Source organism: Flavobacterium shii, assembly GCF_025847235.1.
Classification (GTDB): Bacteria; Bacteroidota; Bacteroidia; order Flavobacteriales; family Flavobacteriaceae; genus Flavobacterium; species Flavobacterium shii.
This window is the reverse complement of sequence record NZ_JAOZEW010000004.1, coordinates 1-25,232: the sequence shown is the minus strand read 5'-3', so window position 1 is coordinate 25,232 and position 25,232 is coordinate 1. Positions and strand designations below refer to the sequence as shown.

General features: G+C 33.8%; 20 protein-coding genes. 13 read left to right on the top strand and 7 right to left on the bottom strand.

Annotation, left to right across the window (positions count from 1 at the left end; translation table 11 throughout):
- Positions 1-174: 174 nt before the first annotated feature.
- Both OIU83_RS05270 and OIU83_RS05265 read right to left on the bottom strand, forming a co-directional pair.
- On the bottom strand, positions 175-384 hold the full coding sequence (locus OIU83_RS05270; protein WP_264205224.1) for a hypothetical protein: 210 nt from the start codon (positions 382-384) through the stop codon (positions 175-177).
- A 61-nt stretch (positions 385-445) separates the two neighbouring features.
- A complete protein-coding gene (locus OIU83_RS05265; RefSeq protein ID WP_264205223.1) occupies positions 446-1,426 on the bottom strand; it encodes a hypothetical protein in 981 nt (326 codons plus the stop codon).
- Positions 1,427-1,614: 188 nt separating this feature from the next.
- Here OIU83_RS05265 and OIU83_RS05260 point away from each other — a divergent pair, with 188 nt between their 5' ends.
- Both OIU83_RS05260 and OIU83_RS05255 read left to right on the top strand, forming a co-directional pair.
- The gene (locus OIU83_RS05260) at positions 1,615-2,613 is read left to right on the top strand and encodes a sensor histidine kinase (RefSeq protein ID WP_264205222.1); all 999 of its coding nucleotides are present in this window, start codon (positions 1,615-1,617) and stop codon (positions 2,611-2,613) included.
- A complete protein-coding gene (locus OIU83_RS05255; protein WP_264205221.1) occupies positions 2,586-3,296 on the top strand; it encodes a LytR/AlgR family response regulator transcription factor in 711 nt (236 codons plus the stop codon). Before OIU83_RS05260 ends, OIU83_RS05255 begins: the two co-directional genes overlap by 28 nt.
- 68 nt (positions 3,297-3,364) lie before the next feature.
- On the opposite strand, the gene OIU83_RS05250 is transcribed toward OIU83_RS05255, so the two are convergent.
- Positions 3,365-4,501 carry an FAD-dependent oxidoreductase gene (locus OIU83_RS05250; protein ID WP_264205220.1) on the bottom strand — a complete coding sequence of 379 codons (1,137 nt, stop codon included), beginning with the start codon at positions 4,499-4,501 and terminating at the stop codon, positions 3,365-3,367.
- Positions 4,502-4,551: 50 nt separating this feature from the next.
- On the bottom strand, positions 4,552-5,364 hold the full coding sequence (locus OIU83_RS05245) for a helix-turn-helix domain-containing protein (RefSeq protein WP_264205219.1): 813 nt from the start codon (positions 5,362-5,364) through the stop codon (positions 4,552-4,554).
- A 414-nt stretch (positions 5,365-5,778) separates the two neighbouring features.
- Between OIU83_RS05245 and OIU83_RS05240 the strand changes: the two genes are divergently transcribed.
- On the top strand, positions 5,779-6,885 hold the full coding sequence (locus tag OIU83_RS05240) for a lipase family protein (RefSeq protein WP_264205218.1): 1,107 nt from the start codon (positions 5,779-5,781) through the stop codon (positions 6,883-6,885).
- Positions 6,886-7,354: 469 nt separating this feature from the next.
- The gene (locus tag OIU83_RS05235; RefSeq protein WP_264205217.1) at positions 7,355-7,480 is read left to right on the top strand and encodes a hypothetical protein; all 126 of its coding nucleotides are present in this window, start codon (positions 7,355-7,357) and stop codon (positions 7,478-7,480) included.
- Between the two features lie 270 nt (positions 7,481-7,750).
- Here OIU83_RS05235 and OIU83_RS05230 read toward each other — a convergent pair whose 3' ends face one another.
- Positions 7,751-8,326, bottom strand: coding sequence for a helix-turn-helix transcriptional regulator (locus tag OIU83_RS05230; RefSeq protein ID WP_264205216.1), 576 nt, complete (start codon positions 8,324-8,326; stop codon positions 7,751-7,753).
- A gap of 468 nt (positions 8,327-8,794) precedes the next feature.
- Here OIU83_RS05230 and OIU83_RS05225 point away from each other — a divergent pair, with 468 nt between their 5' ends.
- The 4 genes from OIU83_RS05225 to OIU83_RS05210 all read left to right on the top strand — a co-directional run bounded on the left by OIU83_RS05225 (position 8,795) and on the right by OIU83_RS05210 (position 15,290).
- Positions 8,795-9,292, top strand: coding sequence for a DUF2480 family protein (locus tag OIU83_RS05225; protein WP_264205215.1), 498 nt, complete (start codon positions 8,795-8,797; stop codon positions 9,290-9,292).
- 8 nt (positions 9,293-9,300) lie between these two features.
- Positions 9,301-10,425, top strand: a complete 1,125-nt coding sequence (locus OIU83_RS05220; protein WP_264205214.1) for an efflux RND transporter periplasmic adaptor subunit — start codon at positions 9,301-9,303, stop codon at positions 10,423-10,425.
- 6 nt (positions 10,426-10,431) lie between these two features.
- On the top strand, positions 10,432-13,581 hold the full coding sequence (locus tag OIU83_RS05215) for an efflux RND transporter permease subunit (protein WP_264205213.1): 3,150 nt from the start codon (positions 10,432-10,434) through the stop codon (positions 13,579-13,581).
- Between the two features lie 323 nt (positions 13,582-13,904).
- Positions 13,905-15,290: an efflux transporter outer membrane subunit gene (locus OIU83_RS05210; RefSeq protein WP_264205212.1), complete on the top strand. Its 1,386-nt coding sequence runs from the start codon at positions 13,905-13,907 to the stop codon at positions 15,288-15,290.
- A 96-nt stretch (positions 15,291-15,386) separates the two neighbouring features.
- Here OIU83_RS05210 and OIU83_RS05205 read toward each other — a convergent pair whose 3' ends face one another.
- Both OIU83_RS05205 and OIU83_RS05200 read right to left on the bottom strand, forming a co-directional pair.
- A complete protein-coding gene (locus OIU83_RS05205; RefSeq protein ID WP_264205211.1) occupies positions 15,387-16,460 on the bottom strand; it encodes an NAD(P)H-dependent flavin oxidoreductase in 1,074 nt (357 codons plus the stop codon).
- 214 nt (positions 16,461-16,674) lie between these two features.
- Positions 16,675-17,316, bottom strand: a complete 642-nt coding sequence (locus OIU83_RS05200; RefSeq protein ID WP_264205210.1) for a class I SAM-dependent methyltransferase — start codon at positions 17,314-17,316, stop codon at positions 16,675-16,677.
- Between the two features lie 341 nt (positions 17,317-17,657).
- Here OIU83_RS05200 and mgtA point away from each other — a divergent pair, with 341 nt between their 5' ends.
- From mgtA to OIU83_RS05175, 5 genes are all read left to right on the top strand, one after another.
- Positions 17,658-20,210 carry a magnesium-translocating P-type ATPase gene (gene mgtA, locus OIU83_RS05195; RefSeq protein WP_264205209.1) on the top strand — a complete coding sequence of 851 codons (2,553 nt, stop codon included), beginning with the start codon at positions 17,658-17,660 and terminating at the stop codon, positions 20,208-20,210.
- A 351-nt stretch (positions 20,211-20,561) separates the two neighbouring features.
- Positions 20,562-21,890: a TolC family protein gene (locus OIU83_RS05190; RefSeq protein WP_264205208.1), complete on the top strand. Its 1,329-nt coding sequence runs from the start codon at positions 20,562-20,564 to the stop codon at positions 21,888-21,890.
- Between the two features lie 10 nt (positions 21,891-21,900).
- Positions 21,901-23,181, top strand: coding sequence for an efflux RND transporter periplasmic adaptor subunit (locus tag OIU83_RS05185; protein ID WP_264205207.1), 1,281 nt, complete (start codon positions 21,901-21,903; stop codon positions 23,179-23,181).
- 28 nt (positions 23,182-23,209) lie between these two features.
- Positions 23,210-23,971: an ABC transporter ATP-binding protein gene (locus tag OIU83_RS05180; RefSeq protein ID WP_264205206.1), complete on the top strand. Its 762-nt coding sequence runs from the start codon at positions 23,210-23,212 to the stop codon at positions 23,969-23,971.
- Positions 23,958-25,178: an ABC transporter permease gene (locus OIU83_RS05175; RefSeq protein WP_264205205.1), complete on the top strand. Its 1,221-nt coding sequence runs from the start codon at positions 23,958-23,960 to the stop codon at positions 25,176-25,178. The genes OIU83_RS05180 and OIU83_RS05175 overlap by 14 nt, the downstream gene beginning before the upstream one ends.
- Positions 25,179-25,232 lie beyond the last annotated feature (54 nt).

Below are 25,232 nucleotides of genomic sequence, written 5' to 3'. Positions count from 1 at the left end.
TAAGCTTAGTCCAGTAAAAATTAGTAAAAATTAGTGCAATTCGTGGCTGACTTTTTGCAATCCTTTTAAATCTGTGGCATAGAATTAACCGAAAAGTTCGCTAAGCTTTCGTTCCTTGGTTTATATAAAAGAACCGCCTAATTTTTAGGCGGTTCTTTATTTTTTATCTACTCTCTAATCTAGTTTAATACAATCAAAACTTAGAGTATTAACTAGTTCTATGATTTTACCGGGTTCAATTTCATTGGCTTCGATTCGGAGTATTTTATCACAATCTTCCAAATCAAAATTAACTTTATGATCAGGGAAATATTCTAAAACATTCTTTATAATAATATTGGTGTCGATTTGGTTTTGAACATTGGTTTTAAAAATTTCAATCATGATTTTTTTTATTGGTCCATTATCAGTTTTAGAATAATGAAAATGGATAATTTTTATTTCTCTAGAAAGGATTATAAGATATTCCAAATCTAAAATAGGCTTGGGCATCTTGTTTATTATCATAAATGTATTTATCTGTTCTTTCTCCTCTTTCGGTAATACGTGTACTTACAACATTGTTTATACCTGCTTTAAAAGTGCTTATTATTTTTTTATCCAAGCGATATTCATAGGTTACTCCAGATTGTAACGAAAGAGAATTTAGTTCGTAGATTCCGTTTAATTGTGACGTTTTTAGATTTAAGTAAAAATTTTCGGTAAAGAGTTCTGTCCCAATCGAAATACGACCATTTTCAAGTAATTCTCTCCTTAAAAGAATACTTTTTGGAATAATCACATCAATATCCCATTTAGAATCTTGAAAACGATGGTTATAAGTAAATAAAGGCGCAATAGGAACTATTGACGAAGGATCGATCATTCCCAAAAGTCCAATAGTTATAGTCGTATTAGCCGTTCTCTTTAGTACTAAACTAGCTGTACCAAAGCCTTTTATGCGCTGTACATTTTCCTGATTCCCATCTACACTAACTGTTGCATTATAAATGACTGGTTTATTAAAAAGCGTCGTTATATATGTTGCAGTTACTGCTGCTGCGAGATAATGAAAATCTTGGGTAGGTCTTGGAGGTGTTAAATTTTCATTTGCATCATAAATAGGACCAAATCCAAAAGATTCATATTTATAGCGAAATGAACCTGTTAAGGCAAATCGTTGCGATTGAGACTTGTAAATAGGTAGGTTGACTGCAAGTTTTAATCTGTTATGGTTTTCAAATCTTCCTCTTTCCAGGTCTTCGCCAAAGAGTTTAGAACTATAATTTGCAGGTCCTAATTGTTCATACTGTAAATCGAATGTACGCGTGCTTGGGAATTTATCGGTAACTATTTTACCAAAAGTGTTTATCGGTGTTCCTTTTTCCTGCGAAAAACAAGTAAACGCACTTAACAGAAGTAAGAAAAGTAAAATTTGTAATTTCATGAGTTCTTGGTATGAAAAGTATTAAAGCCATGTTACAGACCAGATAAAAAACGAAAGCAAATGTAATTGGTAGCGTCCTATTATAATAGAACAATTATATTAATGGCGTATGATTTATACCAATGGCGTTTGTATAATTTTAGCATTATAAAAGCTTATAAATTAAATATTAAGCTAATTTTGCATTCATGAAATTTTTTAAAATTTATCAAAATTTTTTTCTTAGAAACCTTATCATAAATGTTCTTGTTATAGGAATTATTTTTGCATGTGTGTATGATGAGTTTGATGGAGAGAAACTAGGTTGGTCTTATCTTTTTAAGAAAATATGCTTGGGTTATATACCGATGTATTTTGGCGTATTATGTAGTAATATCTTTTTGATTAAGATGTTCTTTTTTCAGAAGAAGTATAAAGCCTTTACGGTTTTTTTTATTATCTATTGGGTTTGTTTTTATTTTTTTGTATCCTGGTATTTTTTATATACAGATTTAGGCAGACTTAAAACATTATCTGTATTTTCATTGGTTTGTAATGGTACAGGAATTTATTTTCTGCATTTATGGATTGTCGATAAAATTTCTCAGAGCAGTAAGGATATTATTAATTACGAATCGGAACTTTCTTTTCTTAAACAGCAATTGAACCCACATTTTTTGCTTAATGCAATGAATAATCTTTATGGAGAATCGCTAGTTGCGCCAGAAAGGCTTCCGGATAGAATATTAAATCTTTCGGATATGCTTCGGTATCAAATAGAAGCAACAAAGAAAGATTTTGTGTTACTTATTGAGGAAGTTGAGTTTATTAAAAAGTATGTGGAGTATTATACCTTTAGAAATGAACGACTTTCGATTACTCAAAATTACGAAGGCGATTTTGAAGGGATTGAGATATCACCATTGTTTTTCTTGCCATTGGTAGAAAATGCCATTAAATTTTCTGGAGAAACAATAGCACCTTTTGTTATTTTGGATGTAATTGTAAAGGGGCAAAATTTGTCTTTTTCGATAAAGAATAATTTTTTAGCCTCTGGTTCCCGACTTTTAAGTACAGGAATCGGGATTGATAATCTTAAAAGACGTCTTGAGGTTTATGGATTAAAACATGAACTTGTATATCATAAAAAGGATGATTTATTTAGCGTAAAATTAAACATATGGGATTTACCTACCGCTGCCTTATAATAGATGATGAGACGCCAGCACATAAAGCTTTGGCCTCTCATATTGCAAAATTTGATGATTTAGAACATTCCGCAAGTGCATTTAGTGGGAGGGAAGCACTTAAAATGCTCAATGAAAATACGTATGACATTATTTTTCTTGATATTAATATGCCGGTTATATCAGGAGTAGAGCTTATGGAATTACAGCCCAATCGTCCGGTAACTATTGTAACAACAGCTTATTCGGATTTTGCGCTTTCAGCCTATGAAAACGATGCGATTGACTATTTACTTAAGCCAATTTCTATTGAGAAATTTGAAAAAGCAATTCTAAAAGCTAAGGCATATTTTCTAGGCAAAACCTTAAAAAAAGAAAATAATACCAAAGAAAAAGTATTGTCTTATCGTGTAAACGGGCGAATGACAGAGTTACTTTTAAAAGATATCATTTATATAGAAAGTTTAGGAAATTATATGAAAGTCTATAGCAATAAATTAGATATGCCTATTGTAATATATGGCTCACTTTCTAGTATTGCTACAGAAATTGTTAGTACAAACTTTATTCAGGTACATCGCTCATTTATCGTAAATATAGAAGAAATTAAAACGCTAACTTCAAAAACATTGACTATGACTAATGGCGAGATTTTACCTGTAGGAAGAAAATACCAAATTTTACTTGATAACCTGAATTTGTAAATTCTAATAAAAATCAAGCTATTTCCATTATTCATAATCATTTTTTAATTACGGAAAGATTAGATAATTTACAGATAAAATTTTTCGAATGCAAATGTTGGTTTATGCATTAGTATTTCGTTTTGACCTGTTTCAAGTTGTGCTTCTGTTGCGTAAACAATCATTTTTTGTTCGTAATCGTTTATAGCAGCTTCGATGGTTTCAAATTCTCCATTAGTGAGATTCTCGGATAAAATTAATGCGTCCAATAGTCCGATATTTGCACCCTGACCAGCAAAAGGAGGCATTATATGTGCAGCATCTCCAATGAGTGTTATAGGTAAGGGGCGGTTGTTTTTCCAAGGTTTATCCATTGGAATTTTTCTCGTTGGCCATATTATAAAAGAGGATGTTGACAGGAACAATTGCTTGTAGCATTCATGCCAATGGGAGTATTTATTTGAAAGAAACGTGATAATACTGTCTTTATCCTTAAAGTTTAATTCCGTTTTATCTCCTGCTTGGAATTCTTCCGGCATTTTAAAAATTACATTGTAGCTCAATATATTACCATTCTTGGGGTTTGCCACTAGTGAGTTGCCTTCTGCGGCAATCATTAGTATGTTATCGTTGCACAATTGGAAGAACTCATTACATGATATTTTCGGCTCCAATACATCACCTTGTATAATAAGAGTTCCAGTATATTCTATTTCTGCATCTGTAATATACTTTCTTGCTTTAGACATTCCGCCATTGGCACCAATAACAAAATCTGCAGTTTCGTTTATTCCATTTTCAAATTGTAAAAGCCATTTCCCATTGATTTCTTCAAGATTAGTAAATTTTCTATCCCAAACTACAGTATCTGTAGTTAAGCTGTCAAGTAATAGTTGTCTTAAATCGTTTCGGTTTATCTCGGGGTTATTATACTGGTCTTCGGTAGTAGGTTTTTTAGAGAATACCACTTTACCTTGCTCGTTGGCAACAGTTCTTCCCATTGGTGTAGCCATAGCATAATAACGCTCCAGTAATCCTGTCTTTTTCATGGCTTCTTGTCCTGTACCTTTATGTAGGTCTAGCGTACCGCCAGAAATCCTTGTTTGTGAATCTTTGTCCCTTTCATAAACAGTTACATCTATTCCGTTTTGTTGAAGTAATTTTGCCATTGTGAGACCAACAGGTCCTGCACCTACGATTGCTATTTTTTTATTTTTAAGTAACATAATTTTGCATTGTTTAATAATGAAATACAAAATTCAGGAATATTGCTGCGCTAGGCTTGTATAAATACGACAAAATCGTTGGTTCGATTTTGTTTTTTTGCCTTTCGAGCAAAAGCTGCCGGGGTAGTCCCGCTGTAGCGTTTAAATTCTCTGCTTAGGTGGGATTGATCTGTATAACCCAGTTCATGAGCTAGGCTTGCAATACTGGAATTGGGATAAAGCCATAAGTGGTTTCGTACCTGCTCGAAGCGCATTAATCCAGATACATCTTTAACGCTATAGCCAGAAGATTGCTTAAAATTTCTTTCTAAGGTGCGAACGGTTGCATGAGCCGCTGCGGCTACTTGGTTTACTGGCATAGTACCATTTGTTTCCCTCATGGCAACTCCTGCTTTGGATAACTTATTATCAATCGTAATAGGTGATTCCGGATTTAGGAAATATTCTTTTACGTAAGTGATTGCATCATCTATTTTGCCTGCATGAATATACGCACCCAACGTGGATTGAAGTTGAGCGATAGGATGCTGAAATACGTGCACTTCATCTTTTCCAGAGGGAAGTCCGAGTAAATCGAATACTGTCCAAGGAAAGCATCTGATACCAATGATTTCTAAACAGTTTTTGGCACTTAAAATAACAGGCTGATTGAGTAGTCCCATTATAAATGGTGAGGGCAAAGGTTGTAAATCTCCGTTAAAAGAAATGCTGCAGGTACTTCCGAAAAGAAAAATAATTTCGGCATAACCATCAGGTACAACTTCAAAACTTGATTCTTGTTCGCCAAAATCTCTTTTGGTATACCAAAAACATTTAATGCTATTCTGTAGAGTCGGTGAAGGTTCAAATTCCAGATGCTGCATTTTTGAAGATAACATATTGGGAGTGTATTGGATATGTTATTCAAAACTACGAAATTATTTCAATCCAGTTTATGGTTAATTTAAATCTAGTTGCCCAATGATTAAACTATTTGTTTTATGTTAAAAATGGATTTTAATGTAGCTGATTATTATTTCTAAATTAATTCTATTCGACGGTCATACTCAGACTTAAAATAATGACTACATTTATTGTAAGATAAATTTGCAAATTTGATAAGATACGATAGAGAAGTAGCTTATATTGATATAAAAAAGAAAGTTTATTTACGTAAACTATATGTTTAAGTTAAATGATTAAAATAAATAATTATCAGATAGTTAAAGGTAAATTTTTATTTTGTATATATATTATAATTGCAAACAGATAATATTATTAATTAACACTTTATACTTATGAGAATTTTAAAATCGGTCGTAATTTTTTTCTATGTTTTACTTACTTTTTCACAAAGTAAGGCACAAAATTTAAAACCTGGATTTGATAAAGCAGAGTATAGAGAGCTAATTTATATAGCTACAAGATCAACGGAATCCCCAGAGAAGGCAAAATCTATTCCGCTACCGGAACATTCAAGACTAGTATATAAAAGTAAACCAATGGGATTGGATAACCAATGGGAATTATGGCTAAAAGATGGGAATACGGCAGTATTATGTACAAGAGGAACTACCGAAAAAGGCGAAAGCTGGCTCGCTAATCTTTATGCTGCGATGACGCCAGCGAAAGGGGAATTAAAAATCACTAACTCAGATATTTTTCAATACGAATTATCTTCAGATAAAAATGCTGCAGTTCACACGGGGTATCTTTTAAGCACAGCATTTATTTCCAGAGATATGCTTCCTAAGATTGATTCTTGTTATAAGGCTGGAATTAAGAATTTTATAATCATGGGACATAGTCAGGGTGGGGGAATAAGTTATTTACTTACGGCTCATTTTTATAATTTACAAAGCAAAGGAGTCCTTCCAGCCGATATTCGTTTTAAAACCTATTGTAGTGCAGCTCCTAAACCCGGAAATTTATACTTCGCTTATGATTATGAGCGTAAAACGCAAAATGGTTGGGCGTTTAACGTTGTAAGCGCTGTAGATTGGGTTCCTCAAACTCCTTTTTCGGTAGAGACACCAGAGGATTTACCAAGAGTAAGTCCAATTCCGTTGGTAGAAGAAACAATAAAGAATCAACCTTTGTTTAAAAGAATGTTTTTAAACATGGTATATGGAAAATTAACCAGTCCATCCCAAAAGACCGTTAATACATATCAAAGGTTACTAGGGAAAGAAATGGGCAAAAGAGTAAAAAAACTCCTGCCTGAGTTTGTACCTCCATCATTTTATAATAGCAATAATTATGTGCGTACAGGGAACACGATTGTTCTTTATCCCAATCCCAATGATAAGATTTATTATGAAAAATTCCCTAATGACAGCAAGGATTTAATGATACACCATTCTTTTCCTCCTTACTTGTATTTACTTAATCAGCTTGAATATTAGTCTGTTTTATGAAGATTATTTATCAATTAAAAAATACTGGTTGCTTTTTTTGTTTGGCGGAATGTTTTTATTACTGCAAGGTTATATAACATATTACATAATTAAATCTTGTGTAGTTGCGGCCAAAATTTTTTTGCGATAGATAGCGCTAATTCATAATCTGCATTTATAATATACCTGAAATTCATAAAAACCTCGCATATTTTCGAGGTTTTTTATGGATTTACGAATCCAAAAGTTTCATTTATAATATTATGACCACCAATCTAATTTCTTGGTAAAAAACAATAAAAAAGTAGCATAGAATTGAGCTATAGATTGTAATATGAGAGTAATAGCATTAATAGGGTGATAGCTGAACTCTTCTTTTATAAATTGTGGTAGGGAATTAAAACCGATAAGAATCGAAGACAATAAAAGAAATTTAACCCACGAGATTTCAAACCTCACAAGTAATCCGAATACTAGAATGAATAGAATAATAATCACACTAGTTATTATTGCCGATCTTGATGAAAGCACATCTGGTGAAAGTAGGAGATTAATGAAACCAATACATGCCGATAGAAAAAGTAAATTTGACGATTTAATGTAATTCGGGTTTTGGGTAATTCTCATTTAAATTTTATCAAGTGATTATAATAGAAAATAACATATAAATGTAGTAAAAAATCGAAATGCAAAACAATTGATTATGAGTTTTAAAGATACTGAGGTGCTAAGGTTCTAAGAAACTGAGACTGTCATTGAAACTGAAAACTTTTCCTACCTCAGATTAAGATAATTAAATAGATTTTTTATTGAGAGTAAATACTATATTCTTGAAGCTACCAGTAAAAACTACCACTGAATACTGAAACCGTTACTAAACACTAATCTGATACGCACATCTTCTTTCGCCGGAAACAATATGACTCACACGATTTATGATAACATCTTTCCCCAATACGGAGCGGAATGTATTTAATTCGGAAGAACAAAAACCTTGACAAATTGTTGCAGCAGCACAAATAGGACAGTGATTTTCGACAAAAAGATACCCCTCATCATTCTTAGCGTATTCCGCCATATAACCTTCTCTTGTTCTTATTTCGACAAGTTTTTCTATTTTTTGTTCCAAATCATTAATAGTATCAATTTCTTCATGATACTTCTTTTTTCCAGATTCTTCATATACATCAATAACCGCTTGCATAGTATCTCCACCCATTGCATTTATAATATTAATCAGCTTTAGTGTTAATTCGGCATGCGTATCAGGAAACTTCGAACTTCCATTCGCCGTAAGGCTAAAAGTTTTTTGCGGTCTACCCACACCTTTAGACTCTTCTTGAGGATGAATAAAATCTTCTTCAACAAGTTTAAGTAGTTGTTGTCTAACGCCTTCCTTTGTTATCTTTAGTTCATGCGCAATCTCGAGAGCCGTAAGTGGACCTCGCATTTTGAGCAACATTAAAATCTTATTTGTAGTCATAAATTAATAAAACAAGTATTTAGTTGTTTTATTATGCAAAATTATTAATTTTGCATAACTTATCAAAGCTGATTGGAAGATATTATTACCCTAATTACAATCAACATTGAGAGTTACAGGATTTATTAATGCAATACTATAGATTATGTTATTAGAATTACATTCACCACCCATTAGTTCATATGATATGATTGATTTACCAGTATATATAGTTCCTTACTGGAATGTGTTAATGAAAATCTACAAATAGAACATATCCTCCACGATAGATTTTAGAAATCTCAAAAACCTTTAATTCAAATTAAAGCGGTTTTACAACGTACTCAACAAGCTAGAATAATATCTAAAGTTGGGCGGGGGATACCTATGTCCAAAAATTAGCAAAACTCAAAAATTAAAACACAATAAATAACCCAATTTTTTAATAATCATGATATGGAAATAATAAATAAAATAGATGCTTCAGGTATACAAACCTTCGATTTACGGTCGTATAAACCCATCGAAAATGATTTTATAGTATTTGATATAGTACCATTTCTTATAGAAGATTTTATGTTGCAAGAAAAAACATTCCGACTAGAAATGGCCAATATCGATTGGACACAATTTGAAGGAAAAGAAGTAGTAATCAATTGTTCCAATGATGCCATAGTTCCGCTTTGGGCTTACGTATTAATCAGTTCATTACTAGCTCCACATACCTCCATAGTAGCGTATTCAACAACAGGAAATCATGAAGGAGTTTTATGGATGGAGAGAATAAGAAAAATAGAATTTTCGGCTTTTATCAATCAAAAAGTAGTGCTTAAAGCGAATTCATCTATTCCCGAAGAAATTCTAGTATTGGCTACAAGCCAATTAATAAAATATGTACAAACCTTAATGTGGGGAGAAGCAGGTTCTCCTTTAATGATTTACAAAAGAAAATAAACGATATAATGAAAAAAATAATAGCAATCCTGTTTATAGGAACACTTTTGATAATTTCATGTAATACCAAAGACACAGCACAAGCAGAAAGCCCGACAGCATATCCTACGCTTATGCTAAAGGTACAAAAAGCAGATGTTTCGGTAGAATATCCAACAACATTAGAAGGAGAACAAACAGTAGAAATACGCTCCAAAGTAGATGGATATATTGAGCAGGTTTTTGTAGAAGAAGGTTCGGTCGTGGCCAAAGGACAATCTTTATTTAAAATAGACGCCAATAGTTATTTACAAGAAGTAAACAACAAGAAAGCAGCAGTTCTGACAGCCGAAGCAAGTCTGGAAACAGCCGTTATTCAAACAAAAAGAACAGCAGCATTGGCAGAAAAAAAGATTATAAACAATTATGAATTAACATCCGCCAAGAATATAGAAAGAGTAAAAAGAGCCGAATTAAGTCAGGCAAATGCCGATTTATCTGCCGCTAAATCGAAGCTTGCTTTTACCAATATTGTAAGCCCGATAAATGGAGTAGTAGGAAGCTTGCCGTATAAAATAGGAAGTTTAGTGAGCAGTTCGGTACCAGATCCTTTAACTACGGTTGCCAATACCAAACATATATTTGCTTATTTCTCATTGAGTCAGCAACAATTAAATTCTTTTTTGAGTCAATATTCAGGCAATCAATTAAAGGATAAATTCAAGAATATGCCGGAAGTTTCATTAGTAACCGCCGATGGTGAAACCTATCCATTAAAAGGAAAAATTCAAACTTTAAGTGGTGTATTGAATGCAAGTACAGGTTCGGCTAATTTTAAAGCCGTTTTTCCAAATCCAGATGGTAAATTATGGAGCGGAGCAAGCGCCACGATTGTTATTCCAACACAATTTGAAGAAGCGATTTTGGTTCCCAAAAAGACCGTATTTGAATTACAGGGACGCCTTTTTGTCTTTACAGTAGATGCGCAAAATATAGTACATAATACCGAGATAAAAGTAAGAAATACAGCAACCGAGAAAGAGTATGTTGTAACCGAAGGAGTAAAATCAGGAGATACTATTGTTACAGATGGAATAGGAAATTTAAAGGATGGTGTGAAAATCGCACCAATAATTTCTACATCAAAAAAATAAAAAGATATGTTCAGAAAATTTATAGAAAATCCGGTATTATCCACTGTAATATCGATCATAATAGTGATTTTAGGATTGCTGGGATTAGCTTCCTTGCCCGTGTCACAATACCCCGAAATTGCACCACCTACAGTTGTTGTAAACGCTTTATACCAAGGGGCTGGTGCCGATGTAGTTATGAAAAGTGTGATTGTTCCGCTGGAGGAACAAATAAACGGAGTTGAGAATATGAGCTATATGACCTCTACCGCCAGTAGTAATGGTAGTGCGTCGATAACCATATTCTTTAAGCAGGGAACAAATCCCGATATGGCAGCGGTAAATGTCCAAAATAGAGTTACCAAGGCCACTAGTTTATTGCCAAATGAGGTTATTAAATCGGGTATTACAACGAGTAAGCAGTTAAGTAGTACCGCCTTTAGTTTCTTATTATATAGTAAAGACGGAAAATATGACGAAAAATTCCTTGATAATTATTTGAGAATAAATATCATGCCCGAGATGAAACGTGTTGAAGGAGTAGGAGGAACCGAAATTTACACCAGTCAGGAATATTCTATGCGTATTTGGTTAAAACCAGATGCGATGGCAAATCAAGGCTTGGTTCCAGACGATATTATTAAAGCATTACAAGAACAAAATATCGAAGCTGCTCCAGGGAAAATTGGAGAAAACAGTAAAGAATCCATACAATATGCTTTGAAGTTTACAGGAAGATTAGAAAATCCGGCAGAGTTTGAAAACATTGTTTTAAGAAGTGGCAAACAAGGGAGTTTATTGCGTTTAAAAGATGTAGCCGAGATTGAATTTGGTGCTTTAGATTATACCACTTCATTGATTACACAAGGAAAAGTATCTTCGGGAGGAGCAATAAGTCAGATTTCGGGATCGAATGCAAGAGAATTAATTATTGCTTGTGAGGCCATATTAAAAAAAGCATCCAAAGATTTCCCTCCGGGATTAGAATATCATACGTTTTTAAATGCCAATGACTTTCTGGATGCTTCAATCGAAAAGGTAATCTATACGATTATCGAAGCTTTTATTTTGGTTTTTATTGTGGTGTTTATCTTTTTGCAAGATTTTAGGTCAACACTAATACCTGCGATTGCAGTTCCTGTATCGATTATTGGTACCTTTTTTTTCTTAAAGTTATTTGGATTCACGATTAATTTATTGACACTTTTTGCTTTGGTTTTAGCCATTGGTATTGTCGTAGATGATGCGATTGTTGTTGTCGAAGCAGTTCATGCAAAACTAGATCAAGGGGCAAAATCGGCAAAAAAAGCGACCATTCATGCCATGAGTGAGATTAGCGGTGCGATTATATCTATTACCTTAATTATGTCGGCAGTATTTATTCCTGTTACATTTATCACAGGTTCGGCTGGTGTATTTTACAAACAATTTGGTTTAACATTGGCTGTAGCCATCTTAATTTCGGCAATTAATGCATTGACTTTAAGTCCTGCACTTTGTGCTCTTTTATTAAAACCACACGACCCAGAAAAATCAAATCATCCTAAAGGTTTCTTGCCAAGATTTTATGCAAGTTTTAATGTAGCTTTTGATACTGTTACAAATAAATACATTAATGCAGTTCGCTTTCTAATTCGTAGAAAATGGATATCCTTAGCCGGAATTGCAATTTTTGGAATGGTGTTTTATGTGTTGATTAAAAATACACCAACAGGTTTTGTACCCAATGATGATGGTGGCGCTATTTTTGGGAATGTGGTTTTGCCACCTTCTTCTACATTGGAACGTACCGAGGAAATTACAAAAGAAATAGACAGCATTGCCAGAAGTATTCCCGAAATAGAACTTTCTTCTACACTTTCGGGGATGGATTTAATTCACGGACATGGAGGTTCTTATGGCGCAATATTTATTAGACTTAGACCGTGGAGTGAAAGGAAAGGTAAAACTCAGGATGTTAATTCAATTGTGAGTCAGTTGTTTGTAAAAACTTCACACATAAAAGGAGCGAGTATTATTTTCTTTGCTGCACCAACGTTACAAGGATTTGGAAATAGCAACGGATTCGAAGTGCAACTGCAAGATAAAACGGGAGGAAGTTATCAGAATTTTGATAAGAACATCGGGAAGTTTATGGCAGCAATTAATCAGCGACCAGAGATTATGTATGCCACAAGTCCGTTTAATATCGGTTTCCCCGAAATGGAAGTCAATGTAAATGTGGCTAAGTGTAAAGATGCGGGAGTATCTGTAAATACTGTTCTTAATACGCTTCAAGGTTATTTTGGCGGAATCTATGCTTCGGATATTAATAAATTCGGAAAACAATATAGAGTAATGTTACAATCGCATCCTGATTACAGAGCGAAAGAAAGTGACATTAATAAAGTTTTTGTTAGAACTGATAAAGGAGCAATGGCACCAATTTCGGAGTTTGTAACCTTGAAAAAAACGTACGGTCCGGAATTCATAAACCGTTTTAATTTATTCACATCAACAACAGTTACGGGAGCGCCAAATTCGGGCTACAGCTCAGGCGATGCGATAAAAGCAATTGAAGAAGTGGCTGCACAAACATTAGATAGAGGATATACATATCAGTTTTCTGGTTTAACCAAAGAAGAACTTTCTAGCGGAAGCCAAACAACATTAATTTTCGGACTTTGTCTAATCTTTATTTACTTCTTATTAAGTGCACAATACAAGAGTTATATCTTGCCCTTTTCAGTATTACTGTCATTGCCGATAGGACTTGCAGGAGCCTTTATATTTGCGAATTTATTTGGGGTCGATAATAATATTTTCCTGCAGATAAGTCTGATTATGTTAATAGGTCTTTTGGCCAAAAATGCTATTCTTATTGTAGAGTTCGCCTTATTGCATCGCTTAAGCGGAAGAAGCCTAGTTCAGTCGGCTATATTTGGAGCGAGAGCCAGATTGAGACCTATTTTAATGACTTCTTTTGCTTTTATCTTCGGATTGATTCCGTTGATGATTGCCACAGGAGCAGGTGCGTTAAGTAACAGATCTATTGGTACAGCTGCCGTTGGCGGAATGTTGATTGGTACATTATTCGGCGTTTTTGTAATTCCGGTGCTGTTTATCATTTTCCAGTCTTTGCAGGAGAAAATAGGAGGAGTAAAAGAACCAGTTCATGAGCCGAGGCAGATTGATTAAGAAAGGCTCAAAGGTTCAGAGGTACAGAGGGAATAGCTTTGTGGATATTTTACAGCAAAGGGCGCAAAGTTTTTTAAATGAATGATTTTATAAAAACGCAAAGTTCGCAAAGCTTTGAAAAAACATAGCCAATGGGTTTAACCATTGGAGCGCAATATTGTCTCAATGTATATCATCACAAGTTTCCCAAGGTTGAAACCTTGGGCTATATTTGAAATACAACAGGCAACATAATGTCGCTTAAATAGCCTTGCGACCTTTGCGTAAACCTTTGCATCCTTTGCGGTTAAAAATTATAGATTAAAACAAAAAAACATATAATAATGAACAAATACAATTATAAAATAATAGTCATTGTACTGATTGTTGCCAGTATATGGAGTTCGTGCAAAATCACGAAACCCTATACAAAGCCGGCAACTACAGTAACGTATCGTGAGCCTGAAAACAAGGACACTACAAACATGGCAACGATGAAATGGTCGGAGCTATTTACAGATGCTACTTTGCAAAAACTTATTTCCGACGGATTGGGGGCTAATCTGGATTTAAAGATTGCGATAGAACGAATCAATCAATCAACGGCAAATCTAAAATTAAGCAAGGCTGCTTTTTTGCCTTCAGTAAATGGGAATTTATCTGTAAAAGAATCGAGATTGGCTTTCCCGCAAGGGTTTGGGCTTTTTGACCAATCGACACAATATGATTTGGGTATTACTGCCGGATGGGAAGTAGATGTTTGGGGGAAATTAAAAAGCGCTAAAAAAGGGGCTATTGCTAATTTATTGGCTACGGATGCTGCTAAACGCGCGATTCAGACCCAACTAATTGCTAATATTGCCAATTCGTATTATGAATTACTCATACTCGATGAACAATTAAAAGTACTTAAAAAGACTGCTAAAAATAGAGAAACCGATGCGGAAACAATTAAGGCTCTTTTCGAAAATTCTATTATTAATGGAGTAGCGGTTGTGCAGAGTGAAGCTAACTTTTACGAAGCAGAATTGGCGATTCCGGACATCGAACAAAAGATAACCGAAACGGAGCATGCTTTGTGTGTGCTTCTGGCAAAATCTCCAACTAAAATAGAACGTAGTTCCCTAGAGCAACAAAAGCTTACTTATGATTTGAAAATTGGAGTTTCGATGCAACTTTTGGCAAACAGACCTGACGTGCAACAAGCCGAATATAATTTTAGAACTGCATTTGAAGAAAGTAATGTAGCAAGAGCTTATTTTTATCCGGCTTTAACAATTAGTGGAGCAGCAGGTTTTTCTAGCTTTGGATTAAAAGATTGGTTTACAAATGGTGGACTTTTTGGTAATATAGCCGGAGGTCTTACGCAACCAATTTTTAATAAAGGCATTAATAAAGCAAGATTAGCAACGGCATTGTCTTTGCAAAAAGAAGCCCTTTACAATTTTGAGCTTTCAATGTTAAAGGCAAGTGAGGAAGTTTCGAATGCATTGTCTAAATATGATAACGCTGCATTAAAAGAAGGAAAAAGGAAAAAACAACTAGAAGCTTTATTCAAAGCAGTAGACTTTAATAAAGAATTATTAAACAATTCGACGACTAATTATACCGATGTATTAACAGCCGAGCAAAACTTACTAAACGCACAATTGAGAGGAATTGAGGATCAAAGTCAGAAATTACATGCCGTTGTAAATTTGTATCGTGCACTTGGTGGCGGATGGAATTAATTTAAGATAATTCAAGAAACAATAAAAGCCCAATTCTAATTTTAGAGTTGGGCTTTATGTTTTAATATCTGTATAGTCTACGTTTAAGACAATGTTTTAATATTTCAATATTTTGTTAGTCTCATTTATTAAAGAAAGCATTAATTCTTTTGCACTAGTATGTTTTAGGTTAACTGCATTTTGTCCGGACCAAAAATTAACTAGTTCTGTTTTGCCTTGAGCGAGAGCAGCAGTTTTAAGGGATGCCATTAATCTTGTTTGAAGAGGAAATGGTAATACTTCGGTTTCAAACTTTATTTCTTCGGCAATGCGATTGGTTATCATTCGACCCATTCTTCCGGTAAGGGATTTAGAAAGTATAGTATATTGTGCGGTTTCAGAAAATAGTGTTTTTTTATGTTCAGGTGTTGCAGCAGATTCGTCACATGCTAAGAAAGCAGTGCCTAATTGCACAGCATCTGCACCCAAGGTAAGCGCTGCAGCTACACCTTTGGCATCTACAATACCACCAGCAGCTATAATTGGTGTTTGTATTTTGGCTTTTAGTTGTTGCACAAGAGCAAATGTACCTGTTAATGAATTTTCTGAGGGTTTTAGGAAAGAAGGGCGATGTCCACCTGCTTCAAAACCTGCGGCAACAATGGCATCAACACCATGACTTTCGAGAAATAAAGCTTCATCCAGAGTTGTTGCACCACCAACAGTTTTAATGCCTAAATGGCGACACTCTTTTAATATGTCTTCTGATGGAATCCCAAATATAAAGCTGAAAACAGCAGGTTTTATCTGAAAAAGAACTTCAACTTGTTGTTCAAATTTCGAAGGTATATCAATATTTAGTTCAGGAATGGGAATATTAAGCTCATCAAAATAAGGTTTAAAAAGTTTAGTAATTTTAGCTAAGCTTTCGGTGGAATAATTATTCAATTGTTCATCGACATCGGATACCCATAAATTGATATTATATGGTTTATCGGTAGAAGCTTGTATGTTTTTACCTGCTTCCAGAATTTCTTGTGGAGTAAGAGTATAAGCCCCAAAACTGCCTAATCCTCCCATATTAGAAACAGTAGCCAGTAAATCTACTGTCGAAAAACCGCCGCCCATAGGACCTTGAAGAATAGGATATTTAATTTTTAAAATTTCTGTTATTTTGGTTTTATGCCACATAATTTTAATTGTTTTATTCTATTAATAACCAAGGTAATTGTAGGTAAATATCAATTCTATTTACTGCTTATATCAAAATTAATCATTTTCCTGCTAAGATGACTACAAATGGAATTGTTTGTATGTGGGATTGAAAATCAATACTATATTTATAAGAATTGCTATCTTTTCAGACAGCAATTCTTGTTTATTTAGGAACACCAAAAAGGAGAATTTAAATAAATAAAGCTAAGTCTGTCACATCTGCAGTGAAGAATAAAAAAACAGCTCGAAGAGCAGGTTTTACTTTGAAGAGATAAATATGCCAGAAAATTTTAGTGGATTGTTTTACAAGTTCTTTTTGTAATAGTACATATTCATTTGACAACACGTTTATAATATCATTATCATTTGAATCTTTAAAAAGCGAAATTATCAAATAGTCACTATTGGTATTCTTGACAAATCTTGAGACTAGATTTTTTTGATCATCCAGATAATAAAGTACTTCATTAAAAATAACGATATCATATTGCTCCTTGGTATCAAATTTATTAAGATCTGCAATCTGAAAAGAAGAGTTTATAAAGTTTTGCTTTTTGGCTTTGTTAATTGCCGTAGATGATAAGTCAACACCTGATATTGTAGCATAATCAGATTCTTTTAAATAAGAGTTAAGTGCTCCATATCCACATCCTAAATCTAATATTTTTGGTTCCTTAATGTTGGAAGTTTTAATGAACTCAATAATCTTTTCATATCTGGTTTTCTCATATTTCATGAAATCCCATTTTCCTAATGCATATTTGTAGTTCCAGCTACATTTTTTTCTAAATTTTTCTAAATTTTCCAGCTGTTTGCTAATGTTCGATTTCATTTTATTTTATGTGGTTTAAGTTGGTTAAAGGTTGATAAATGTATTAAAAAAGATGCTTTGTTTTATTGCGTTTTTATTTTTTTAGCAAAATTTAATTTTCATAAACGTCTGCATGTAAATTATGTGTAGTTTATGGTATGTCAGCTTATTAGGTGTTGTATTTCTTGGTTTTATTCTATGAATAATTGAGATGATTATAGAGTAAAAAATAGAAGTTTTATCAATGTTTATTTCTCATTAATAATTTGATAATCTAGAAATAATCCGATTACGAAATTTCATTATTTAAAATAGTAAGATATTATTTACTACCTTTATGTAAACCATTTATAATAAGTTTTATGGAAAACAAATCTGAGAATGAAAATAGTTTTTGGAGCTTAAGTGTCGATGATGCTTATCGCAAATTAGCAGCAAATCCAAAAGGTCTTAGTGATTCGGAAGTAGCACAAAGATTAAAACAATATGGTCCTAATACTTTAAAGAATAACTCGAATTCTTCGATGTTTATTTTGTTTATTTCGCAATTTAAAAGTCCGATTACTTTATTACTTATTATCGCTGCATTATTATCTGCAGGTTTAGGAGACGTCTCCGATACTTTAATTATTCTTTGCATTGTATTACTAAGTAGTTTTCTTGGCTTTTGGCAGGAAAAAGGCGCTGCAAATGCGGTGAAAGAACTATTAAAGATGGTTCGATTAAAATGTAGTGTAATTAGACAAGGAGTTACAAAAGAAATTGCTGTGGAGGATGTTGTTCCAGGTGATATTGTAACATTATCTGCCGGAGATATTATCCCGGGCGATTGTCTTATTATAGATTCAAAAGAATTATTTGTCGATGAAGCTGCTTTTACCGGAGAAACCTTTCCTGTAGAAAAGAGTAGCGGCGATCCACTTCCTGCAAATACAGTTCTTTCCAAAAGAAGTAACACTTTGTTTATGGGAGCAAGTGTTATTAGCGGAAAAGCTACAGCATTGGTAATGGCAACAGCAAAGCTTACAGAGTTTGGAAAAATATCTACCAATTTGCAATTAAAAGCACCAGAAACAGATTTTGAAACAGGTATCCGTAAATTTGGTTATTTATTAATGGAAGTTACGCTTATTCTGGTAATCATCATTTTTGGTGTAAATGTATTTTTGCATAAACCAGTTTTGGATTCTTTCTTATTCTCACTCGCACTCGCAGTTGGATTAACCCCACAATTACTTCCCGCTATTATTAGTGTAAACCTTTCTACGGGAGCCAAAAGAATGGCTAAACTACAGGTTATTGTAAAACGTCTTTCATCTATTGAGAATATAGGAAGTATGAATATTCTATGTTCGGATAAAACGGGTACAATTACAGAGGGGAAAGTAAATTTAAAAGACACTTTGGATATTAACGGAAATCATAGTGATAAGGTATTACAATATGCTTGGTTAAATGCATCAATGCAACAAGGATTTCGTAATCCTATCGACGTCGCTATTTGTTCCTCTTATGATGGTTCCAAAAATACTTTTTCGGTTGAGTCTGAGATTCCTTATGATTTTATTCGTAAACGTTTGACAATTATCGTAAAAGAAGGAAATTTAAAATTGGCGATTACCAAAGGAGCTTTAAATTCTATATTATCTATATGTAGTCAGGCAGAAATTTCGGAAGGAAAATTGACGGATATATCGGCTTCAAAAGCAGCGATATTAAAACAGTATGAAGAATTAAGTGAAGCAGGTTTTAGAACTTTAGGAGTTGCCTATACACCTGTTACTGGGTCTGGCGATTTTACGCGTGATGATGAGAAGAATATGGTTTTTTTAGGTTTTATTACTTTATTCGATCCTCCAAAACCAGGTGTCGAAGCAATAATTAATAAGCTTAATACATTAGGCGTACAACTTAAAATTATTACTGGTGATAATGCGCTTGTAGCAAAAAGCTTAGCATTGCAGGTAGGAATTAAAGATCCTAAAATACTCACTGGTGCTCAATTGCAAAAAATGACCAAAGCAGCACTTATGAATCAGGCAATACATACTGATATTTTTGCAGAAGTAGAGCCGAATCAAAAAGAGCGCATTATTGCAATATTAAAAAGTGGTGGGAATGTAGTAGGATTTATGGGAGATGGTATAAATGATGCACCGGCATTACACACTGCAGATGTGGGTATCTCTGTAGATACTGCTGTAGATGTTGCAAAAGAAGCTGCAGATATTGTATTACTAAGTCAGGATTTGGATGTTTTGACAAATGGTGTTGTAGAAGGACGCAAAACATTTACCAATACCATGAAATATATTTTTATGGCAACAAGTGCCAATTTTGGTAATATGTTTAGTATGGCGGGAGCTTCGTTATTTCTTCCCTTTTTGCCTTTATTGCCTAAACAGATTTTATTGACAAATCTTTTAACCGATTTTCCCGAAATGGCAATTGCCACAGATAGGGTAGACGATCTTAATATACAATCACCACAGCGTTGGGATATTTCTTTCATTAGAAAATTCATGATTGTTTTTGGGTTGTTAAGCTCCGTATTCGATTTTTTAATGTTTGGAGTGCTATTGTTTATTTTTCACGCCAAAGAAAAGGAATTTCAAACAGCATGGTTTATAGAATCTGTAATATCGGCAACATTAATTGTACTTGTAGTACGAACCCGCTTGCCATTTTTTAAGAGTTTGCCAGGGAAATATTTATGTATCGCAACAGCAATAATAGTGTTATTTGTGCTAGTATTGCCATTTACACCGTTATCGACATGGTTTGATTTTGTCAAATTGCCTTTCATGCTTTATGTATGGATGTTTATATTGATTACAATCTATATTTTATCTGCCGAAATTATGAAACATAAGTTTTATCAGGTAATGCTAAAGAAACATAGAAAACATCGCTAGATAGCTGCAGTTTAATTATATATTATGTAAGACTATTTAAGGGAATGTTTCAAAAAAAAATATTTATTAAATAAACCTTTATGGCTTTAAATAGTCTTACAATCAATATGAATATGCAGTTATTAAGTATTCCACTGAATTAAAGCAAGATTGCATGGTTTTAGTTCTGTAAAAGTGTTAAAATTATTATTATATTTGATATGATTATTCGTTTTGTATAACGTTAATAATTTACAAAATCCCCCTTTTTGGTTAAATCCATAATACGCTTAAAGCAAATTTTTATTATCTAAGACTCAGGTTACAATTTATTTTTCTTAATTTAAATTAAATACATGTATGAGGTCATTTATGATAAATACTCTAATGGTAATTGTGATTATTCATTCTGGGCATATTTATGCACAAACTCCTGAACCAAATCAATTACCAGCAGTATGGAATCTGGAACAATGTATTGCTTACTCCAAGCAACAAAACATTCAAATTAATACATTACGATTAACGACCAAATCTACAGAGCAGGATTTACTATTGTCCAAAGCGGCAAAATACCCTAATCTTTTGGGTAATGCTTCACAATCGTATACACATGCCAAGAATACAGATGTATTAGTTGGGGGATTCCAGAGTCAGTCTAGTTATGCTGGAAATTATTCACTAGGATCATCTATGGTTTTATACAATGGAGGATATCTGAATAATGATATAAAACAGAAAAAAATGCTAACAGAGTCGGCACAATTTAATGCTCAAGCAGCCGAGAATGATGTTACAATCCTGATTACTCAATCGTACTTAGCAATTCTGTTGGCAAAAGAAAATAACGTCTACCTAAATGAACTTTTGGAAACATCAAAAGCACAACTTAAATTAGGTGATTTACAATACAATGCAGGAAGTATTGCCAAAAAAGATTATGTTTTATTAAAAGCTCAGGTAGCAACAGATAACTATAATTTAATTGCTTCCCAGAATAATGAGCGCCAGAATATATTAACATTAAAGCAATTACTACAACTGCCTTCAGGATATAATTTAAAAGTTCAGAAACCGGAAACACTGGTTACCACTTTACCAATAGTAGAGTTGGAAGAAGCTCAGAAAATAGCATTGGAACAAAGACCGGAAATTAAAAGTAGCCAATTAGAAAAAGATGCCGCCGATTTACAATTATTAAAATCCAAAGCAGGTTTTTTACCTACACTTAATGCTAGCGGAACTCTGGCTTCGGGATATTCGGATAATCAAAGTACTCCAGTCCCAAAACAAATAGATAATAATTTTTATCAGGCTTTAGGGCTGTCTTTATCAATCCCGATATTTAACAACCGAATAGCAAAAACCAGTGTTGAAAAATCAAAAATTGCTGTTGATCAATCTAAACTAGATTTACTCAATACCGAGACGTTACTTTCTCAAAAAGTAGAACAAGCTTATATAAATGTTCTAAGCGCTCAATCTCAGTTTACAGCTGCTCAGGAACAATTGGATGCCAACACCGAGAATTACCGCATTGCGAATGAACAGCTTAGGTTAGGCGGAATTAGTACGGTAGATTATCTCTTGGAAAAGAACTTATATATTCAGGCATTTCAAAATTTTATACAATCGAAATATAATTCTGTAGTGAGTTTAAAAATATACGATTTCTTTAAAGGAGATCCAATCAAACTATAAAAAGAGCAAAATGAAAAAAAATAAATTAATAACCATCATCATCATTGGGCTATTACTTATAGGAGGCATAGCATATTATATTTTTCATAATGAGGGTAATGCAGTAGAATTAATTACCGAAAATCCGCATTATGGAGATATTGCGACCAGTGTAACTGCAACTGGAAAAATTCAACCCGTAGATACAGTCGCTGTGGGTACACAAGTATCTGGTACGATCCAAAAGGTACTTGTTGATTTTAATTCGGTAGTAAAAAAAGGAGATTTATTGGCTCAAATAGATCAATCACTATTTCTTGCACAGGTACAGCAAATGACAGCAAATTTGCAATTGGCGAAAAGCAATTTTAGTTATCAGCAATCTAATTTTAACCGACAAACGGAGTTGTATAAGGCTGGCGGGATTAGTAGAGCCGATTTTGAAACTGCAAAAAACCAGTATGAAGTTGCAAGAGACAATGTAAAAAGTGTTGCTGCACAATTAAGCTCGGTACAAAAAAGCCTTTCGTTTACTAATATTTTCTCGCCTATCAATGGTACTGTTTTAACGAGAAAAGTTAGTGAGGGACAAACTGTGGCTGCAAGTTTAAATACTCCTACGCTCTTTAGTATTGCCAAAGATCTTACGAAAATGCAAGTTCAGGCATCAGTTGATGAAGCCGATGTAGGAAACATAAAAGCTGGCGAGAGTGCCACTTTTACTGTTGATGCTTTTCCAGATGACGTGTTTAAGGGAAAGGTGCTAGAAGTACGATTAGAACCTACTATCTCTGCAAATGTGGTTACCTATACTACAATTATCGCTGCACCAAATGATGATTTAAAATTAAAGCCAGGAATGACGGCAAATATTATTATTTACACCAAGGAAATAAAAAACACTTTGCTCATTTCGGCAAAAGCAATAGCATTTCAACCTGATTCGACATTAAGCAAACAATTTAAAATTAGGAAAGTGTTCTTGGGAAACAATAAAGGAAGTAACAAGGGAGGTTACGGTAATAAGAGTAAAAGCGGAGGCAACAAACTGTCTAAACCTACACAAGATACCGTTGATCATAAGAAAGCTATAGTTTGGAAAAGGGTAGGAGATTCATTGATACCAAAGCATATAAGAATAGGATTGGATGATGATATTAATGTGCAGGTAGTTAAAGGATTAACCGAACAGGATGAAATTATTACTGGAATCAATACATTAAAACAAGCTAAAAGTTCTAAAACAGCAGATTCAAGTCCGTTTATACCAAAACGAGGCGGTGGTGGTACTTCAGGATCAGGAAAAAAGTAATAGTATTTAGAACGCAAAATATATCGTGATGGGAAAAAAGATTCTGGAAATACAAGAGTTGACAAGAGAATTTACGATGGGATCTGAAACCGTAAGAGCCTTAAAGGGAATTTCTTTTGATGTAATGGAAGGTGAGTTCTTAACTATTATGGGAAGTAGTGGTTCAGGAAAAACGACGTTGCTTAATATTTTGGGATGCTTGGATAAACCATCAAATGGAAATTATTTATTGGATCAGGTTAATGTAAAAACACTGTCCAAAAATGAATTGGCAGCGTTGAGAAACAGCAAGATTGGTTTTGTATTTCAATCCTATAATTTATTGGCACGTACCTCGGCAATAGAAAACGTAGAACTTCCTTTATTGTATAATTCTAAAATTACAACAAAGGAAAGACGCGAAAAAGCAATTCATGCCTTAGAAGCTGTAAAACTAGCCGATCGTATGGATCACCTCCCAAATCAGCTTTCGGGAGGGCAGCAACAACGTGTAGCAATTGCAAGAGCATTAGTAAATGATCCTGTTATGATTCTTGCCGATGAAGCTACGGGTAACCTTGATTCCAGAACTTCGTATGAAATCATGGCATTGATTCAGGAATTAAATCAACAAGGAAAAACAATAATTTTTGTGACGCATGAGCCCGATATAGCAGCTTTTAGTAATAGAACAATTACGCTTCGGGACGGAAGAATCATTAAAGATTTTAATAACCAAAACATAAAATCTGCCAAACAAATGCTTGCAGATTTTCATGTGGATGAAGATTATAAATATGAAAATAGCTAATCTTTTTCTAATAGCTTTAAAGGCTTTACGTCGTAATAAACTTCGGGCATTACTAACAATGTTGGGGATTATTATTGGGGTAGCATCTGTTATTGCCATGGTAGCAATAGGACAAGGTTCTAAGAAAAGTATTCAGGATCAATTGGCAAGTATGGGATCGAATATGATTACGATTCGCCCAAACAGTAATATTGCTGCTGGAGCTCGGTTAGATTTTTCTAATGTACAAACTCTAACTCTTAGTGATGTAGATGCGTTAAAAAAAGAATCAATACACTTAAATGCTATTTCTCCCGCTGTATCGAGCAAGGGACAGGCAATTAATGGATCACTTAACTGGCCTACGACCATGCAGGGCGTAAGTCTTGATTACTTAAAAATTAGAGATTGGCCATTAAAAGAAGGAATTGCCTTTAGAGAATCGGATACACATACTGCAAATAAAGTTTGCCTAATCGGACAGACAGTAGTAGATAATATTTTTCCGTACGGGGTAAATCCAATAGGACAAATAATTAGGTTTAATAAAATCCCTTTTAGAGTTATAGGCGTACTGGAATCCAAAGGAGAAAATGCGTTTGGACAAGATCAGGACGATATAATTATTTCTCCATTTACTACAGTGCAAAAAAGGATAACAAACTCAATCTATCTGCAAAACATCTATGCATCTACAGCCAATGCGAGTGAGACAGAGTTGGCAACTGCAGAAATAGAGACAATTATGCGTACAGCACATCGATTGAAACCTAAAGATGAGGATGATTTTACGGTACGTACTCAAGCAGAATTAATCAATACATTTAGTTCTACCAGTCAGTTATTAACGGTATTACTAACTGCAATTTCGGGGATTTCATTATTGATTGGTGGAATCGGAATTATGAATATCATGTATGTTTCGGTTACGGAGCGAACTAAGGAAATAGGCTTACGTATGTCTATCGGGGCTAATGGTAGAGATATTTTACTGCAATTTCTGGTCGAAGCAATATTAATTAGTTTAACAGGAGGATTAATAGGGATTGTTCTGGGAATTATAGCATCGGAGTTGATACAATATTTTTTGCATTGGCCAACATTAATTTCCGAATCATCGGTTATTCTTTCATTTCTTGTGTGTGCAATTACAGGAATCTTTTTTGGTTATTATCCGGCATTAAAAGCTTCCAAACTAGATCCTATAGAAGCTTTACACTTTGAATAAAATTTTGATAATGAAGGATGTGAGAAGGAAACTTTGCGCACCTTGCGTAAAACT

Excerpts from the sequence above, each read along its gene's own strand:
- OIU83_RS05180 (WP_264205206.1), top strand. The coding sequence starts at position 23,210 with ATGGGAAAAAAGATTCTGGAAATACAAGAGTTGACAAGAGAATTTACG.
- mgtA (WP_264205209.1), top strand. The coding sequence starts at position 17,658 with ATGGAAAACAAATCTGAGAATGAAAATAGTTTTTGGAGCTTAAGTGTC.
- OIU83_RS05260 (WP_264205222.1), top strand. The coding sequence starts at position 1,615 with ATGAAATTTTTTAAAATTTATCAAAATTTTTTTCTTAGAAACCTTATC.
- OIU83_RS05210 (WP_264205212.1), top strand. The coding sequence starts at position 13,905 with ATGAACAAATACAATTATAAAATAATAGTCATTGTACTGATTGTTGCC.
- OIU83_RS05240 (WP_264205218.1), top strand. The coding sequence starts at position 5,779 with ATGAGAATTTTAAAATCGGTCGTAATTTTTTTCTATGTTTTACTTACT.
- OIU83_RS05235 (WP_264205217.1), top strand. The coding sequence starts at position 7,355 with ATGAATAGAATAATAATCACACTAGTTATTATTGCCGATCTTGATGAA.
- OIU83_RS05225 (WP_264205215.1), top strand. The coding sequence starts at position 8,795 with ATGGAAATAATAAATAAAATAGATGCTTCAGGTATACAAACCTTCGAT.
- OIU83_RS05255 (WP_264205221.1), top strand. The coding sequence starts at position 2,586 with ATGGGATTTACCTACCGCTGCCTTATAATAGATGATGAGACGCCAGCA.
- OIU83_RS05205 (WP_264205211.1), bottom strand. The coding sequence starts at position 16,460 with ATGTGGCATAAAACCAAAATAACAGAAATTTTAAAAATTAAATATCCT.
- OIU83_RS05215 (WP_264205213.1), top strand. The coding sequence starts at position 10,432 with ATGTTCAGAAAATTTATAGAAAATCCGGTATTATCCACTGTAATATCG.
- OIU83_RS05245 (WP_264205219.1), bottom strand. The coding sequence starts at position 5,364 with ATGCAGCATCTGGAATTTGAACCTTCACCGACTCTACAGAATAGCATT.
- OIU83_RS05185 (WP_264205207.1), top strand. The coding sequence starts at position 21,901 with ATGAAAAAAAATAAATTAATAACCATCATCATCATTGGGCTATTACTT.
- OIU83_RS05200 (WP_264205210.1), bottom strand. The coding sequence starts at position 17,316 with ATGAAATCGAACATTAGCAAACAGCTGGAAAATTTAGAAAAATTTAGA.
- OIU83_RS05265 (WP_264205223.1), bottom strand. The coding sequence starts at position 1,426 with ATGAAATTACAAATTTTACTTTTCTTACTTCTGTTAAGTGCGTTTACT.
- OIU83_RS05220 (WP_264205214.1), top strand. The coding sequence starts at position 9,301 with ATGAAAAAAATAATAGCAATCCTGTTTATAGGAACACTTTTGATAATT.
- OIU83_RS05175 (WP_264205205.1), top strand. The coding sequence starts at position 23,958 with ATGAAAATAGCTAATCTTTTTCTAATAGCTTTAAAGGCTTTACGTCGT.
- OIU83_RS05190 (WP_264205208.1), top strand. The coding sequence starts at position 20,562 with ATGATAAATACTCTAATGGTAATTGTGATTATTCATTCTGGGCATATT.
- OIU83_RS05250 (WP_264205220.1), bottom strand. The coding sequence starts at position 4,501 with ATGTTACTTAAAAATAAAAAAATAGCAATCGTAGGTGCAGGACCTGTT.
- OIU83_RS05230 (WP_264205216.1), bottom strand. The coding sequence starts at position 8,326 with ATGCGAGGTCCACTTACGGCTCTCGAGATTGCGCATGAACTAAAGATA.
- OIU83_RS05270 (WP_264205224.1), bottom strand. The coding sequence starts at position 384 with ATGATTGAAATTTTTAAAACCAATGTTCAAAACCAAATCGACACCAAT.